Origin of the sequence: Cohnella suwonensis (assembly GCF_042655365.1) — a bacterium.
GTDB classification, from domain to species: domain Bacteria; phylum Bacillota; class Bacilli; order Paenibacillales; family Paenibacillaceae; genus Cohnella; species Cohnella suwonensis.
Map to the genome: position 1 here is coordinate 169,386 of NZ_JBHSMH010000101.1, position 15,366 is coordinate 184,751.

At 53.3% G+C, this 15,366-nt stretch carries 10 protein-coding genes; 4 read left to right on the plus strand and 6 right to left on the minus strand.

All coding sequences use genetic code 11. From position 1 onward, the window contains the following. Positions 1–180 precede the first annotated feature (180 nt). Positions 181–1,698 (plus strand): malate:quinone oxidoreductase, encoded by a 1,518-nt coding sequence (locus ACFPPD_RS23070; RefSeq protein ID WP_209745897.1) that lies wholly within the window; start codon positions 181–183, stop codon positions 1,696–1,698. Positions 1,699–1,789: 91 nt separating this feature from the next. Here ACFPPD_RS23070 and ACFPPD_RS23075 read toward each other — a convergent pair whose 3' ends face one another. Next, a complete protein-coding gene (locus tag ACFPPD_RS23075) occupies positions 1,790–2,200 on the minus strand; it encodes a hypothetical protein (RefSeq protein WP_209745899.1) in 411 nt (136 codons plus the stop codon). 216 nt (positions 2,201–2,416) lie between these two features. On the opposite strand from ACFPPD_RS23075, the gene ACFPPD_RS23080 reads away from it, so the two are divergent. Continuing rightward, on the plus strand, positions 2,417–4,873 hold the full coding sequence (locus ACFPPD_RS23080; protein ID WP_209745901.1) for a TOTE conflict system archaeo-eukaryotic primase domain-containing protein: 2,457 nt from the start codon (positions 2,417–2,419) through the stop codon (positions 4,871–4,873). 18 nt (positions 4,874–4,891) lie between these two features. On the opposite strand, the gene ACFPPD_RS23085 is transcribed toward ACFPPD_RS23080, so the two are convergent. Both ACFPPD_RS23085 and ACFPPD_RS23090 read right to left on the minus strand, forming a co-directional pair. Then, positions 4,892–5,299, minus strand: a complete 408-nt coding sequence (locus tag ACFPPD_RS23085) for a type II toxin-antitoxin system death-on-curing family toxin (RefSeq protein ID WP_209745903.1) — start codon at positions 5,297–5,299, stop codon at positions 4,892–4,894. 1 nt (position 5,300) lies between these two features. After that, entirely contained in the window at positions 5,301–5,564 is a 264-nt protein-coding gene (locus ACFPPD_RS23090; protein WP_209745905.1) for an AbrB/MazE/SpoVT family DNA-binding domain-containing protein, read from the minus strand. 214 nt (positions 5,565–5,778) lie between these two features. Between ACFPPD_RS23090 and ACFPPD_RS23095 the strand changes: the two genes are divergently transcribed. Beyond that, positions 5,779–6,123 (plus strand): hypothetical protein, encoded by a 345-nt coding sequence (locus tag ACFPPD_RS23095; protein ID WP_209745907.1) that lies wholly within the window; start codon positions 5,779–5,781, stop codon positions 6,121–6,123. 175 nt (positions 6,124–6,298) lie between these two features. Here the strand turns inward: ACFPPD_RS23095 and ACFPPD_RS23100 are convergent, their stop codons facing one another. From ACFPPD_RS23100 to ACFPPD_RS23110, 3 genes are all read right to left on the minus strand, one after another. Then, positions 6,299–7,669 (minus strand): SEC-C metal-binding domain-containing protein, encoded by a 1,371-nt coding sequence (locus ACFPPD_RS23100; RefSeq protein WP_209745982.1) that lies wholly within the window; start codon positions 7,667–7,669, stop codon positions 6,299–6,301. Between the two features lie 531 nt (positions 7,670–8,200). Beyond that, on the minus strand, positions 8,201–8,614 hold the full coding sequence (locus ACFPPD_RS23105; RefSeq protein ID WP_209745909.1) for a hypothetical protein: 414 nt from the start codon (positions 8,612–8,614) through the stop codon (positions 8,201–8,203). Positions 8,615–8,803: 189 nt separating this feature from the next. Continuing rightward, positions 8,804–9,256: a hypothetical protein gene (locus ACFPPD_RS23110; protein WP_209745920.1), complete on the minus strand. Its 453-nt coding sequence runs from the start codon at positions 9,254–9,256 to the stop codon at positions 8,804–8,806. Positions 9,257–9,449: 193 nt separating this feature from the next. Here ACFPPD_RS23110 and ACFPPD_RS23115 point away from each other — a divergent pair, with 193 nt between their 5' ends. Then, positions 9,450–15,317 (plus strand): S-layer homology domain-containing protein, encoded by a 5,868-nt coding sequence (locus tag ACFPPD_RS23115; protein WP_209745922.1) that lies wholly within the window; start codon positions 9,450–9,452, stop codon positions 15,315–15,317. Positions 15,318–15,366 lie beyond the last annotated feature (49 nt).

Genomic DNA, 15,366 nt, shown 5'->3' on the forward strand with positions numbered 1-15,366 from the left:
TTTGTCGCGCGGGCGATAGTCGGTTTCAAATGGTTCGCATAAGAAATCTCTTATCTACAACTAGCCCTGTCTTCTTCCAACATTGGCACAAGGACATTATTTTAATCTATATCTAATAGTGATAAAATAGAGAGAGTGAAATTGAACCAGAAAAGACGCAGGGAATAAGGACGGATAAACATGAGCAACATACAAAAGAAAACAGACGTGATTCTAATCGGTGCCGGCATCATGAGCGCGACTTTAGGGACGCTTCTGAAAGAGCTAGTACCGGAATGGGAAATTACGGTGTTCGAGAAGCTCGAGAACGCGGGCGAGGAAAGCTCCAACGAGTGGAATAACGCGGGAACGGGACATGCGGCGCTGTGCGAGCTGAACTACACGGTCGAGAAACCGGACGGATCCGTGGATATCAGCAAAGCGATTCAGATTAACGAACAATTCCAGCTGTCCATGCAGTTCTGGTCTTATCTCGTGAACAGCAAGCTGATCCGCAATCCGCAGGACTTTATCATGCCGCTGCCTCATATGAGCATGGTGCAAGGGGAACGGGACGTCGCGTTCTTGAAAAATCGTTTCGAAGCGATGTCCGACAATCCGCTGTTCCAAGGGATGGAATTTTCCGATGACCCTGCCAAGCTGATGGAATGGATTCCGCTTATCATACAGAATCGTCAACCGAACGAACCAATCGCCGCAACCAAAATCGACACGGGTACCGATGTTAATTTTGGGGCTTTAACGCGCAGTTTGTTCGAACACTTGAAGGACAACAACGTCGATATCAAATATAATCATAGCGTTAATAATATGAAGCGTACGAGCGACGGTTCGTGGGAATTGAAAATCCGCAACGACAGAGGAATCGTCGAGCGCCATACGGCCAAGTTCGTGTTTATCGGCGGCGGCGGCGGAAGCCTGCATCTGTTGCAAAAGTCCGGTATTCCCGAAGGAAAACGCATTGGCGGATTCCCGGTCAGCGGGATCTTCATGGTGTGCAATAATCCGGAAGTCGTCGCACAGCATCATGCCAAAGTCTACGGCAAAGCGAAGGTCGGAGCTCCTCCGATGTCCGTGCCGCATCTGGACACCCGATTTATCGACAATAAGAAATCGTTGCTGTTCGGACCTTTCGCCGGCTTCTCGCCGAAGTTCTTGAAGACCGGTTCGATGTTCGACTTGGTCACTTCCGTCAAGCCGAACAATCTCGTCACGATGTTGTCGGCAGGCGCCAAGAACATGTCATTAACTAAGTACCTGATCGAGCAAGTGATGTTGTCGAAAGAGAAGCGCATGGAAGAACTGCGAGAGTTCATCCCGACCGCCAGAATCGAAGATTGGGATCTCGTCGTAGCCGGCCAACGCGTGCAAGTCATCAAGGACACGCAAGCCGGCAGAGGAACGCTTCAATTCGGCACCGAAGTCATCAGCGCGGCCGACGGTTCGATCGCGGCCTTGCTAGGCGCTTCTCCGGGTGCTTCGACTGCCGTCCACGTCATGCTCGAGGTTATGAAGAAATGCTTCCCGCTGCACATGAAAGGGTGGGAACCGAAGATCCAAGAAATGATTCCTTCTTATGGCGTATCGCTCATGGACAATCCGGAGCTTCTGCGCGAGATTCATGCTTCGACGGCAGAGGCGCTTGGTCTAAGCGAGAACGCGCCGTTGCAGACGGCTCGCGAAGCCGTGTCGGTGTAATGACTGGAATATATAGCGTAGAAATAGACTGGCTGCCGAATTGTCGGCAGCCTGTTTCGTTATTATTGTTTGGTTAAGATTGCTCCGCGGGCTACCGTTCACGCGTGATCTCCTTTATCACATAACTCCATTCATCGGCATCGCGAGCCCATTTCCAATCGGCTGAGGACTGTGGATCTCCCAAACGCGCCGAAACTTCCTCATATTTGCCGCCATACTTGGCTTCAAAGGTTAATAGCGCCTGTACAAGGCTCTTCATTCGATCGACTTCATCATATTCTGGTTCAAGTGCTTTCTGATGTTCATATTCTTGAATGACTTCGCGGAGAACGGTTTCTTTACCGTTCGTGGATTTATAGGTGGCAGTATCGGGGATTCTAGCTTGTTTATAAGACTGTTTATCATCTAATCCAGGATAAACAATACGCTTGTCTCTCAACCAGTTATTGATCGTCGTTGTTGATACCCCGAAATAGGTTGCGATTTGCCCGGTCGTATACAATAGTGGTTTGTCAGCCTCTGTCGCATAATCAAAAGCCAAATGCAGTAATTGATTGAGGGCTTCGGCTAATTCTTCTTGAGAAAGACTAAGCGAGTCATTTCGTAAATTAATTTTAGTGAGTTCTGGAATGGATGATATAATCGCGAGTTCTGCGGTAAAATGTAATAGAAGAGTTCAAACGTGACTTGGAATGCGCAACGACAAGGACGTGTACCAATGGATAACATTCAGCAAAAGTATGAAGCCGCGTTGGTGGAAATCGAAGCGCTTAAACAGGAACAGATTAGGTTAAAGCGCGAGGTCAAGAGCCTTAGCAACCAATTAGCTATGCTGTCACTTGAGTCTGATGTGAACCTTGCGCAACAAGAGCAAGATGACTTAACCGATCGACGCGATCATTTGGACACAACGGAAAAGAAAGAACCTGCAATCGTTCACCAATTCTCAAAAGTTGAGGATAAGCTTGCGTTATATCAAAGCTATTTCCGCGGGCGTGAGGATGTATATCCGAATCGATGGAGCAATAAGCAGGGAAAGTCGGGCTACTCGCCGGCCTGCGGCAATGAATGGACAGCAGTCTGCCAGAAGCCGAAAGTGAAATGCTCTGCATGTGCCCATCAGCATTTTCTCCCCATTACAGACGAAGTCATTTCAAAGCACTTGGATGCAAGACAGGATAAGACAATAGGGATTTATCCGATGCTGCTGGATGAGAGTTGCTGGTTCCTAGCCATGGATTTCGATAAAAAGAACTGGCAAGAGGACGCAGCGGCGGTTATGCAGGTTTGCAAAGACAATAGCATTCCCGCAGCGCTTGAACGCTCACGCTCCGGAAATGGCGGGCACATCTGGATATTTTTCAAGGAACCGATAGATGCGGGCTGGGCTAGAAGATTCGGTTCAACCCTCTTGACACTTACAATGAAAAATAGATATCAGCTCGGTCTGGACTCTTACGACCGTCTGTTTCCTAACCAGGATACTCTTCCTAAAGGGGGCTTCGGCAATCTGATTGCTTTACCGCTTCAGGGCGGGCCAAGAAAAAATGGAAACAGCGTCTTCGTCGATCACAAGTTTGAACCTTATGAAGATCAATGGCACTTCTTGGCCGGATTGGGCAAAATGAAAGAGGAGGAAGTGTCTAGGTTTATTCAACTTCATGCCTCCGAGGGAGATCTTCATGCGGGTCTACAGAATGCGGATGACGATGAGGATGAACGGCCTTGGGAAGGAAAGGGTAAGTCTTCCCAAGATTCTTGGAAGCTGGATTTACCGGCGACGATTCAGATCGTACTGTCCGATCGGCTCTATATAAGTAAAGAAGGGCTCGCCTCGGGAGCTATTAACAGACTTATGAGGCTGGCTTCTTTTTCAAACCCGGATTTTTATAAAACGCAGGCCATGAGGCTCTCCACCTATGGTAAACCTAGGGTTATTTGTTGTGCAGAAGATCTTGCCCGATATATTGCTTTACCAAGAGGATGCTATCAGGTGGTTATGGATCTTTTTCAGCAGAACAATGTAGAAGTGAATGTCGAGGATAAACGGGGCGGAGGAAACCGAATCGATGCTGCTTTTACAGGTTCTTTGACGGTACTTCAAGATACTGCGTCCAGGGCCATGCTTGCCCATGACTTCGGGATCCTCTCCGCCGTTACGGCATTCGGCAAGACGGTTGTTGCCGCGAGTATTATCGCAAAGCGTCAGATCAATACATTGATTCTTGTTCATCGACGGGAGCTGATGGATCAATGGAAATCGCGACTGCAGACATTTTTGGATTTGCCGAAGCATTCCATTGGGATGATCGGGGGCGGAAAGGACAGCCGAACAGGTATTGTGGATATTGCGGTAATTCAAAGTATGAACTACAAAGGCGAAGTCAAGGAATGGATCGATGAGTACGGGCAAGTTATCGTAGATGAATGCCACCATGTATCTGCTTACAGCTTCGAGCAAGTTCTTATGAAAGCTAAGGCAAAGTACGTATTTGGACTCACGGCTACGCCAAAGCGCCAAGATGGCCAAGAGGCAATTGTTGCAATGCAGCTTGGACCCATTCGCATGAAGATTGACGCCAAAATGATAGGGAATTCTCGCGGGTTTTCGCTGACGGTGGTTCCCCGATATACGAGCTTTAAGATGCCTATAAACATGGAAAAGTCGGGAATTCAAGATGTGTATCAATATTTAGTGACGGATGAAGAACGCAATACGATGATCTTTAACGATATTCTGCAAAGTCTGGAAGAAGGACGATCCCCGCTGTTGCTTGTCGAACGGACTTCCCACGCGGAATATTTTGAAGATCGACTACGTCATTTTGCCCGAAATATCATTGTTCTTCGTGGTGGCATGGGGAAGAAGCAAAGAGAGGCTGTTCGCCAGCAAATAGCAAATGTCCCTGACACGGAAGAGAGGGTGCTGATCGCAACAGGAAAATTAATTGGCGAAGGCTTCGACGATGCGAGGCTGGACACCTTGTTCTTGGTTCATCCCATATCATGGACGGGTTCACTGGAGCAATATGCCGGTAGATTGCATCGGGCTCATGCAAATAAGCAAGAAGTGAAAATTTATGACTACATTGACCTACAGGAGCCTGTTCTGATGGGCATGTATAAGAAACGGATTAAAGGTTATAGGAAAATGGGCTATCGCGGCGTTGAATGAAGAGCGCTCAGCAGAAAATTAGGTCTCAGACAAACCATCACTATGCTTCTCGATGATTTCCGCAATCTCAAGAAACGAATACCTATGATTCACCATGTCCACCGTAAAATCCTCGGCAGCCTTCTGATCCATACCGAATTTACGGCCGTTATATTTAAGAAAGAGGACGAGAGCAACGAAGGCCGTTCTCTTGTTGGCGTTGTGAAAAGGTTGGTTTTGCCCGAGAGATTCGAAAAGCGATGCGGCTTTATCGAACAAAGCGGGATAGGCGTCTTCGCCAAAGGCAGGGGAGCGGGGACGTAAGACGGCCGATTCCAGCAAGCCCCCGTCCTTAACGCCTATGATCTCCCCCGAACTGTATTTCTGAATGAGCGCGACGTTAACGGCGATGATCTCTTGAACGGTAAGGTACCGGATGTCCGCCATGTTAACGATCCTTTAGGCCCTTAATCGTCTCGTCGTACTGCTCCATGACTTGAGACAGCGTGTCCATAAAGTCGGAGCTAATCCCTGCGGGCAAAGTGACTTTGTTCGCTTTTTTGATGACGATTTCGCCCGTGCTTTCCCTTACGTCGACGGTGACGGTATCTCCCATGTCAACGCCGATCTGCTTTAAGGCTTCGGTCATGGTGATCCCTAGGCTATTGCCGAATTTCGTAACTTTGCGTTCCATTTCTATCACCTTGCTCATCGTGAATTCACTCTCCTCATCATTATAATCGCAGAGTTCAGATATAGATGTAGACATAAAGCAGGCTATGTTGCAAAATTCTATTAATCGCTATTATGATCGAGAGTGAAAACCATTCGAAAGGAACGTTTTACGATTGAATAGACAGGAGCTACAGAAGAAAGTTCGTCATACCGTACATGTGTTAATTCACAGTAAAGGGTTCGCGAGCCCGTTGGATTTGTTTTTGACGATGGAGAAGATTACGCCGAAGCTGGTCGAGGAATGGCGCTTCAGAAGAATCCCTTATCTCGAGAGGGTTCTTCACGGCAACCTCAATCAATTCAGCTTCATCATGAAAGAGTTTCGTAAAGTGGCGACGGAGTTAAATCTGAAGCCTTCTTATACCGCGTATAAGTCCTGGGGAAAAGGGCCGAAGCGGCTGCTCCGTTTCACGAAATCGGGCAACGAGCACGTGGAGCGTAGCTATTCGACGCACTTCGTGAAGACCGTTAAGCCTACGGTGCCAGCCGTGCCAGCGGTGCCTGCCGAGCCTGTCGCGTCTGCCGTGTCGGAGTAACGTCCGGTTGAAGAGGAACCCCCGACCGCTTGCGGCCGGGGGTTTGCATGATGAAAAAGTCCGGCCGATGAATGCGGGCTTGGGTAACGCGGCGTATGTCTCGGACGACCGATTGCGGCGACCGAATGCAGGATCAGCTTGACGAGTGGTCCTCCTGCTGCGCGCGGTCGCTGCGCTACTTACGTCCGACCGGCAATAGCTGCAGCAGTTCAGGACGAACCATCCACAAATGGCGGTTGAGCAGCGCATAGAAGATGGCTTCCTGGTCGTCGCCGAATCCAATATATTCCGGCAATTCCCGCGGAAGCTGCTTCTTGCCCTGCAAATACGCAGGCACATAAGGATTACGCCCTGTTGCTTTCTTGATTAGCTCAGATAGCTTCACGGATTGCCCGTTCAATCCGAACTCGACGAGAATTCGGCCGTAACTGAAAGTCGCGCTGCCATCGTCATCGTACTGTTTAATTAACGCTGCTGCGTTCTTCCACTCCATCGTCTCGATGTAAGCCGGCAACAGAAGATCTCGAACGCCTTGATTATCGTTCGGGTTCAGCTCGAGCAACTCGCGGTAATGCTTAATGGCCTCGGGTATATTCCCCATCTCCGCGCACGTTTCGGCGTACCCTTTCTTCGCTCTCATATAAGGGCGCGTCGGCACGTATCCCCAGAAGTGCCCCTTGTTCTCCTTGAAGAATGATTCTCCAAGCGTTTTCTCCCCGGCCGCCATTCCTTGTCGGTAATAAAAGGCTTTCTCCTTTGGCGTGGCGGACGCGCTATCGGCAAGGATGTTGTACGCATCGACGCTATTCGGGTCTAGCCGAAGCGCGTCTTGGGCCAGCTTGATCCGTCGCTGCGCATTAGGCTCGTCCCATGCGGCATAGAGCAATTCGGTTGCTTGCTCCGCGGGACTAAGCGCTTTGCGCTTCGGCGGTTTCTTATTCAACTGTTGTTGAAGGAACGCGTTAGCTTCCTCCATTGTGGAGAAGTTCTGCTCCTCGAGCAAGGCATGCAAGTTCTGCATTTCCTGTTCCATCTTGATTCTGGATGGGGATGAGGCATTCACGGCAACAGCCGCGTTGGGCTTGGCATTCGGCGGCAGGACGATATAATCGCTCATAAATTCGAAAATCTGATTCGAGCGTTGGGACAATGTCGTGACGGAAATGTTATATTTGTCGGCTAATTCGCTTTGGGTCGTCTCATAGCCATATTCTTGGCAGAGGACATACTCTAGCGCAGCGGGGTATACGCCGATTTTTTTGACGATTGGAACCGTCTCGTTGGCATAGTCATTCCAAATTTGAAGGATCTCGAGGATTTCTTCTGGGTCATACAAACCGTCGGTCTGCTTGTAAAAATGCTTGGCGATCAGCCTGTGCAATTCATTCGGCCAAGCAAACTCGCGGTCAATAATGTCTACGATGGACTTCGGTTGAAGTTGAACGACTCGAGCGACATGGCTCGCCTCATCCTTGCTTAAACAGCATTTCTTGTATTTCAAGCCGCTGCCGCAATGGCATGGGTCGTTCCTGCCTAGTTTTTGCATGATGGTGAGCCTCCGAAAAATATCGTTAGACGTATTATCGGATATTGTTTGGATTTTGTCCATTTGGAGCGGAGGGCGCCTGCTTCCAGAGCCCAATAGGAAGAGAACATTCCCATTTCCAGTCGGGTCGGGCCGTACTCCGTATAAAACGGAGACGCCGGATTTTTCTCGCGGAAATAGTAGAAGCGATCGCTTTCTTTATAACCTATATTGACGGCTTTTAAAATACCGATATAACTTCTCAACCAACCGTACCTCACGCCACTGTCTATATAGAGGGAAATCATGCATTTAAATAAGCTGTATTTCGAAATCCTGACTTTCTAAAGGGAAAAAGTACGCTTATTTTCCTTCTCATAGCCAAATGGAGGTGTTTCGGAAGAGTTAAATTCATTTTTTCCCTTTAGTTTTCAATTAACTGATTATTCGTAGAAATTAGTAGTATTTTTTCCATTTATATTTACATCTATAAAATACCGTTATAACTTCTCAACCCGCCGTACCTCACGCCAGTGTTCAATAACGGCATCATTAATACCGTCTATATAGTTCTCTTTTATTGGAATAGCCGACTCCCGCAGCATCCATGTCCCAACCGTAAATTTCCCCTAAGGCTGCCAGCTTCTCTTCCGCAACAACAGAGTCCTGCTGCCAGATATCCGCCAATTGTTTTTTGTCGCTACCTGCTTGCAATAGGAAGTCCATTTCGACGGTTGTCCGTTCCTCTTGCCTCATGTACAACAAATCGATGTCGAGCACGATGTTGCTGACCGCATGGGCTCCGAACTCTCTGGACAGGGCAGAAGCTAGTTCATCCGCATCCTGAAACTCACCAGAATCGGAAGACTCGTCATAGACGGTGAACCAGTCGCTGCCTTGCTTCCAAGAGAGTACTAGGGTGCAATCGCTTGGTTCGGGTGTCCTTTCAAAGCCCATTTCCTCCATCAAGAGAGCCAACTTATTCTCTATGCTCACGTCTGCCAACAAGGATGGCACAGACGTTGCCCTAACTTGAATGTTCGTAAATCAGAAGGAAGAGTTATCCAAAATAGCAGAAAAGTGCCCCTTCCCCTATCCCCAGATCCGGTACAAGATAACCGCCGCTTCGGCGCGGTTGAGCGGATCGTTTCGGCGCTAACGCGACCTGTTCATGAACTTGCGCAGCAGACGGTAGGCGACAAACAGGATGACTCCCCAGAACAAGATGCTGATCAACGAGAATCCGCCGCTCCCGTATCCGCCGAAGCCGAACGGATTCAGCAGACTGCCGAGCAAAGTTCCCGCAAGCAGTCCGCCGAATAAGCCGCCGCCGAATCGGTTTGTCGCACCAGAAGGAGCTTTGTTCGCTGGATTATTGGCAACGGGCTTCTTTACTCCGCTCGTAGTTCCGCCCGTATAGCCGCTTCTTCCGGACCTGAAGCTTCCTCTGCCTGCGCGGTAAGCTTCCGGTTTGTAGTCTTCTTGGGGGTCTACATCCTTTACGACGGGAGGCACAACCACTTGCGGCGCGGCCTGCACGGCGGGCAACTCCGGTCCGATATGGAAGAGGAACGCAATTCCGATTACAAAAGTCATTAGAATTCTCATGGGAAACCCTCCGATAATTGGGACTACCGAAGTAGTATTCGCAGTCGGGGATTGCCTATCCATAAACAAGCTTTCGTTAGAGGCGGTTTTCTACATTTCTCTGCGCCATTTTACCGCGATTTTACCACGAGTCGCTAAGATGAAGGAGATTGTGTCGAATTGAAATAAGGTTGCATCGAAAGGCGGAGAAATGATGGAGAAGAAAATAAAAGCGTGGAGCAGGCGGATCGTCGTCTGTCTGTTTGTCCTTACGTTGCTTGTGCAGAACTTGCCGGTTCCCGGCCATACGAATAAGGCAAGCGCGGCGGCCGTCGCGGATGTCATCGCGGCGTTGAATCAACCCGCAAGCTCGGCGCCGGCGGGGACGGACATTTCCGGCCATTGGGCGGAAAAGGCGATTCAGGCATGGCTGGAAGAAGGGTTGGTCAGCGGCTTTCCGGATGGCCGATTCCGTCCGGACGGCCAAGTGACGCGGGCGGAGCTGGCGGCCGTCATCAACCGGGCTTTTCATTATTCGAAGGCGGCGACGGTCTCTTTCTCGGACGTACCGCCAGCGAAATGGTACGCCCTGGATGCGGCGAGGGCGCAAGAGGCGGGTTACATGCAGGGGAACGGCAAGGGCTCGTTCCGCCCGGAAGCTTCCGTGACGCGGGAAGAAGCGGCCGTCATTCTGGCGCGTTTGCTGAAGCTGGACAAGGCAAGCACGGCCGAAGCAGGCAAGTTCGCGGACGCGAAAGAGATGGCGGCGTGGAGTCGCGGCGCCATCAGCGCCGTCGTGAAGGCCGGCGTCATGAAAGGGTACGACGGCAATCTGTTCAAGTCCGGCAAGCCGTTGACGCGCGCCGAATCGGTCGTCCTATTGGACCGCGTTCGCAAGCAGTCCGGCGAGTCGACGAATACTCTTGTTCTGGATATTAATAAAGCGGGGACTTACGGTCCGGCTTCCGGCAAGACGACGTACGAAGGGGACGTCGCGATCAACGTACCGAACGTCGTGCTGCGGAACGCGACGATCAAGGGCAATCTGCTGCTCGGCGAAGGGGTTGGGGAGGGCGACGTTACGCTCGACGGGGTCGCCGTCGAAGGAACGACGACGATCAAGGGCGGCGGCAAGAACAGCGTGCACATCTTGAATTCCACGCTGACCCGCGTCTTCGTGACGAAGGTCGATGGACAAGTCCGCGTCGTCATCGAAGGCTCCACGGCGGTCGATCAAGTGACGGTCCAGTCGGGCGGCACGCTTCAAGTCGCCAGCGGAAGCAGCGCGAGCTACGGCACCGTGACGGTGTCGACGACCGGCGAAGTGACGCTGGACGGCGATTTCCCGAACGTCGTGCTGGTGGCGGCCGCGCAGCTGACCGTCGCGAGCGGCAAGGTGGATATGCTGACGCTGACCGAACAAGCCGCCGGTGCCGACATCACGTTGGCGCGGCAAACGCAGGTCGGGACCGTCAATGCGGACGCGGCTTCGACGATTAAAGGAGACGGAACGATCGGCACGGCCTCGGTAACGTCGGCGGGCGTCACGATCGCCCAGAAGCCGTCGCAGACGATCGTCGCGGACGGCCTGACCGCGAGCGTCGGCGGCGCGGTCGTGGAAGGCTCGGGCGCAAGCGGAGCGGGAACGGGAACGGGAACGGGCGGGGGCTCTTCCGTCACTCGCGTAACTGCGACGGTCGGCAGTCCGTCGGCCGGCGGCTTCGATCTGAAGCTTGCGCCCGCGGTTCCGAATCTGACGATCGCGAACCTCGTCATGGTGAATGCCGACGGCATGCCCGCCCTCGTCTCGAAGGTCCGCACGACGGACGGCGGCGCGAACTACAGGGCGGAAGGCTTCTTGACCGGCGGCGCCGCGTATACGCTATCGTTCGCGATGCCGGGATATGTTTTCGGCGGCAGCGTATCGGTCACGATCCCGGACGTGCCCGCGGTGACGGGCGCGATGGTCAGTCCGGATTTGACGAAATTGGTGTTGCTTTTCAGCAAGCCGCTCGCCGCTCTGCCCGAGTCGCCTGCGGGCTTCGCGCTGACGAGCTCCGGCGCGCCTGTCTCGATTGCGGGCGCGACGCTGTCGGCATCGGCGACCCGGGTCGAGCTCGCGCTCGGCGCGTCCGTTAATCCGAACACGCTGGAGCTGAGCTATGCGCCGGGAACGATTCATTCCACCGACAATAAGGCGCTTCCCGCTTTCGTCTATCGGATCTTTACCGACGGCAGCACTCTCGGGGGCAGAGCCGCCTACGACCGGCTGCAGGGAATGACAGCCGAGCAGGCGGCGACGGACTTGAAGAACAACGCGGCGGCGAACGCGAGCGCGGCGGCCAAGGCGATGCTCGAGGGCGGCTACAATACGAACGATCTCATCAAAGCGATGTATACCGTTTACGGGGTTACCAATGAGAACATGCCCGATCTTCTCCTGCCGCTAGGCGTCAGCGTCTATCATCTGCTGATCGGCTTGGATGCGGCACGCATTCTGAATTTGCTGAACCTGGGCAAAAACTTCTATAACAACAACGGCAGCTCCGACGATTGGGTAAGGGCGCTGAAGCAAGTCGGGAAAACCGACGTGGAAGTCGTCCGAGCTAGCTATTTCTTCTCCAACGTGAAGCTGGCGGAGTCCATGCGCAAGTATTACGGCACGACGAACGAAAGAGCAGCCAAAATATTGAACATCTATTCGACTTTCTCCAACGACGTCGGACGGGTGCTGCGCGAAGTGTACGGCAACGACGACCGGCAGGCCGTCGCGGCGATCAAAGCGGCCGGCTACAACGCCTCCAAAGCGGGCGAGACGCTGATGAACGTCTATGCGGACGATGCGAACAGGGCGGCTAGCTTGCTCAAGGAGTTCGGATATTCCGGCGAAGACACGGGAACGATGCTGCATTTCGTTTACGACGCGACCGGAGAGCAAACCGCTTCCGCGCTTAGCGGCGCGGGATATACATTCATGGATACGCTGCACGGTCTTCTTTACGCGAGCAATCCGTATGCGGCCTTAAAGAGCGCCTATTCGTTAATGGACTACTACCGGTACATGTACTCGGGCAACGGGGGCATCACCTATTACGTCGTCCAAAGCTTGTTCGATGCCGGCTACTCGGCGGACGAGGCGGCGCGCGCGCTCAAGACGCATCCCGACATTCATACGAGGACGGAGATGATGACTCATCTGCTCGCGAAGGACGCGCCGTCGGGAACGAGCGTTCGGAGCTATCCGGTCGACCAAGCCGCTCACGGGGTTCGCCAAGTCTTCGGCGGAACGCTCGCGGAGAACGCGAGCATGCTCGCGCAGCTCGGCGTGCCGACGATTACGACGAGGCCTCCGGGAGAGATTACGATCGCCCAAGCGCTGGCCCAGGCTAGCTTCGGTCTGAGCGAGCTCATGAATTATCTCGCGCCGAACGGTCCGCTGACGCAAGCGCGCGCGAGCGAAGTCGTTCTCGAGCTGGGCAATATGGGCTTTCAGCTTACTAATATCAAGCCCCAATTGAACAGCCTCGCCACCCGGGCATACGGCAACGCGTCGAACCCCAATTTGGTCAAGCTGCTCACGACGGGTGCCTATAATACGACGACGAATCAAGCGATTCCGGGGTATTCCGCCACGGATATCGCCAAGTACCTGATCGGCATCGGGAACGCGAATACCTACAACTTAGCCAGCGATCTGCTGCCCTCCTTCGGCAAGTTAGAGATTGCGCGCGCGATGGTCTCCACGAGCGGGGCCGCGATGCCCGACATGATCCGGGTCATGAGCGACACCGGACTGATTACGGATAGCCAGCCGGATCTCGTCGTACTCGGCCGGACGCTGAAGGAGGAATACGGGGCGACGGCCGCCGAGGCCGCGCTCGCGTTAAGAACCTCGTATATTTCCAGCCTGAACGGGTTCTATCAGCTTTCGTATATTTTGAGCAACGTCTACGAGCGGACCCAAACCCAGATGATTACCGATTTGGCCGCCGCGGGTTTCACTACGAATCAAATCGGCGTCGGGCTGAATCTGAACGGCCAACAATTCAAGGATGCGGGTTACAACTCGTCGGACGTCTCGCGATTCCTGTTGGAAGTTCGCGGCGTGACGAGGGATCAAATGGCTTTCGGGTTGAAAAGCATGGGTTACAGCCTGAACGAAGTTACGCAGGCGCTCCGCAATCTGGTCGGCGGCTCGACTTCCCAGAAGATCGAGCAGGTGACGAGTTGGCTGAACGCCCAAGGCGTCGCCTATACACCGGAGGAAGTGACGGCGGCCGTGTCCGTCGTATTCGGGACCGACCCGTTCTCGGCCATGGCTCAAGGCATGTACGACCAGCGCTTATCGTCGACTTATGCCGCCATGACGCTGAAAGCCACGTTCAGCACGACCGATGCGATCGTCATGGCCAGAGCCATCTATGCCGCAGGTTATTCGCGGGAAGACGTGCTGCCCGCGATCCTTCGGACGTACTACGACGGCAAGCTCAACGCCGACACCGTGCCGGCGATGGACGCCGTCATCGCGGCCGTGTTCCCGGAGGTGACGAACCGGCTGGAAGCGACGTTGCGGGCGGCCAATCTGGGTCTGCCTAAATCCGCCTTCGCTTTGTTGAAGACGATGAACGTTCCGACCTCAGAAGCAGTCGGCATGGTCGTCCGTATATTCGGATTAAGCGCGACGGACACGGTATTCGCCCTTATCGAATCGATGGCCGTTTCTTACCTTCCGGATGCCGTAACCGTCGCCGGAGCTTATTTCCAGAAAGACACGACGCAGTTGTACGTCGAGTACGAACGAGGCAGGGGCCGTTCCTCCTACGATATCCTTATCGGCCTTCAGCAAGTCTACAATATCGACGACGCGCTTCAGATAGCCCGGTTGATGTACCAAACGGGGTACTCGCGGCACGACATCGTGAACGCGATCGACAACGTCTTCGCCGGGAATCTGGCCGACGAAATCGCGCGCGTGCTCGTTCAACTCTTCGGGGTAGACAATATGAAGGACATCGCGGAAGAACTGCGCGTGCGCGGTTACATCTCGAAGCTGACCTACCCTGCGATTAAGCTCGCCCTGCCGGCCAAGACGCAAGGCGAAGTTCTCATGGCGATGAAACAGGCCAGGTACTCCACTTCCGACATGATGGAAGCTTTGCGTGACATCGTAAAAGGGGACGCGACGGCGATCGCTCAGCTTCGTAATCTCGGAATCAAAGCATCGGACGCCATCTTTTTAATGGACGGCATCTGGAAATACCCGTTGACGGAGACGATTCCGGCGGTGACCGGGTTGGGCTATACGCTGTCCGATATCGGTCATGGGCTGACCATGTATGAAGCCGGAACCGTGATGAGGACGATGCGGAGCTTGAACTATTCTTTCGCGGATATCGTCGCCGTCTCTTACGCGATAGACGAACGCCCAAGCATTTTTATCAAGTCGTTGTACGACGCGGGTTGGAGGAATCTCGACGATCTGGTCAAGGCGCTTAAGCTGGTCAACTGCAATCCTTACGATTACGCCGTCAATCTGTGGTTCGGACCGAGCGGTCCGTGGACGCTGCCGACGGTCGCCCAAGCGATCTCGAGAAATTCGCCGCTGACGCTCGAACAACTCGGACACTCCCTGATGCAATCGTACGACGGCCGACGCTATTTTACGGACATGCAAGTGTACGAGGCGCTCAAGGCGGTGGCCGATATCGGCGTGAACTTCATCCAGTCGGATTTGGACAGCGCCATCAGCGCAATGCTGACCGATCTCGCCGAAGGGATCCCGTTCGCGATCATGCGCGAAGCGGGCCTCAGCTCCAATGACGCCGCCCGCGTCATGAAGCAGCTCGGCTGGGATTGGATACCCGCCACCATCCAGTTAGTCCAAGCCGGCTACGGCTTCGACGACACGTGGGGCACGCTGTGGGACGTCTACCACAACGAGCTCGGCTTCCAGGTTCTGAACATCATGTCCGCAGTCGCTCCGCTCGCGTCGCTGGGCTTGGCCGACAATTTGACCACGCTTCAGTCGGTCACGAGAGCCGCGTTAAGAAAGGCTATGATGGACTACTTTACGCACGGTTAAGAAAGTCATGAAGAAGCGGAAGCGGCATGCATCGGGGCGTGCCGCTTTT

Bases quoted from the DNA above. Each gene is read 5' to 3' on its own strand.
- ACFPPD_RS23070 (WP_209745897.1), top strand. From the start codon at position 181: ATGAGCAACATACAAAAGAAAACAGACGTGATTCTAATCGGTGCCGGC.
- ACFPPD_RS23080 (WP_209745901.1), top strand. From the start codon at position 2,417: ATGGATAACATTCAGCAAAAGTATGAAGCCGCGTTGGTGGAAATCGAA.
- ACFPPD_RS23085 (WP_209745903.1), bottom strand. From the start codon at position 5,299: ATGGCGGACATCCGGTACCTTACCGTTCAAGAGATCATCGCCGTTAAC.
- ACFPPD_RS23090 (WP_209745905.1), bottom strand. From the start codon at position 5,564: ATGAGCAAGGTGATAGAAATGGAACGCAAAGTTACGAAATTCGGCAAT.
- ACFPPD_RS23100 (WP_209745982.1), bottom strand. From the start codon at position 7,669: ATGCAAAAACTAGGCAGGAACGACCCATGCCATTGCGGCAGCGGCTTG.
- ACFPPD_RS23105 (WP_209745909.1), bottom strand. From the start codon at position 8,614: ATGGAGGAAATGGGCTTTGAAAGGACACCCGAACCAAGCGATTGCACC.
- ACFPPD_RS23110 (WP_209745920.1), bottom strand. From the start codon at position 9,256: ATGAGAATTCTAATGACTTTTGTAATCGGAATTGCGTTCCTCTTCCAT.
- ACFPPD_RS23115 (WP_209745922.1), top strand. From the start codon at position 9,450: ATGGAGAAGAAAATAAAAGCGTGGAGCAGGCGGATCGTCGTCTGTCTG.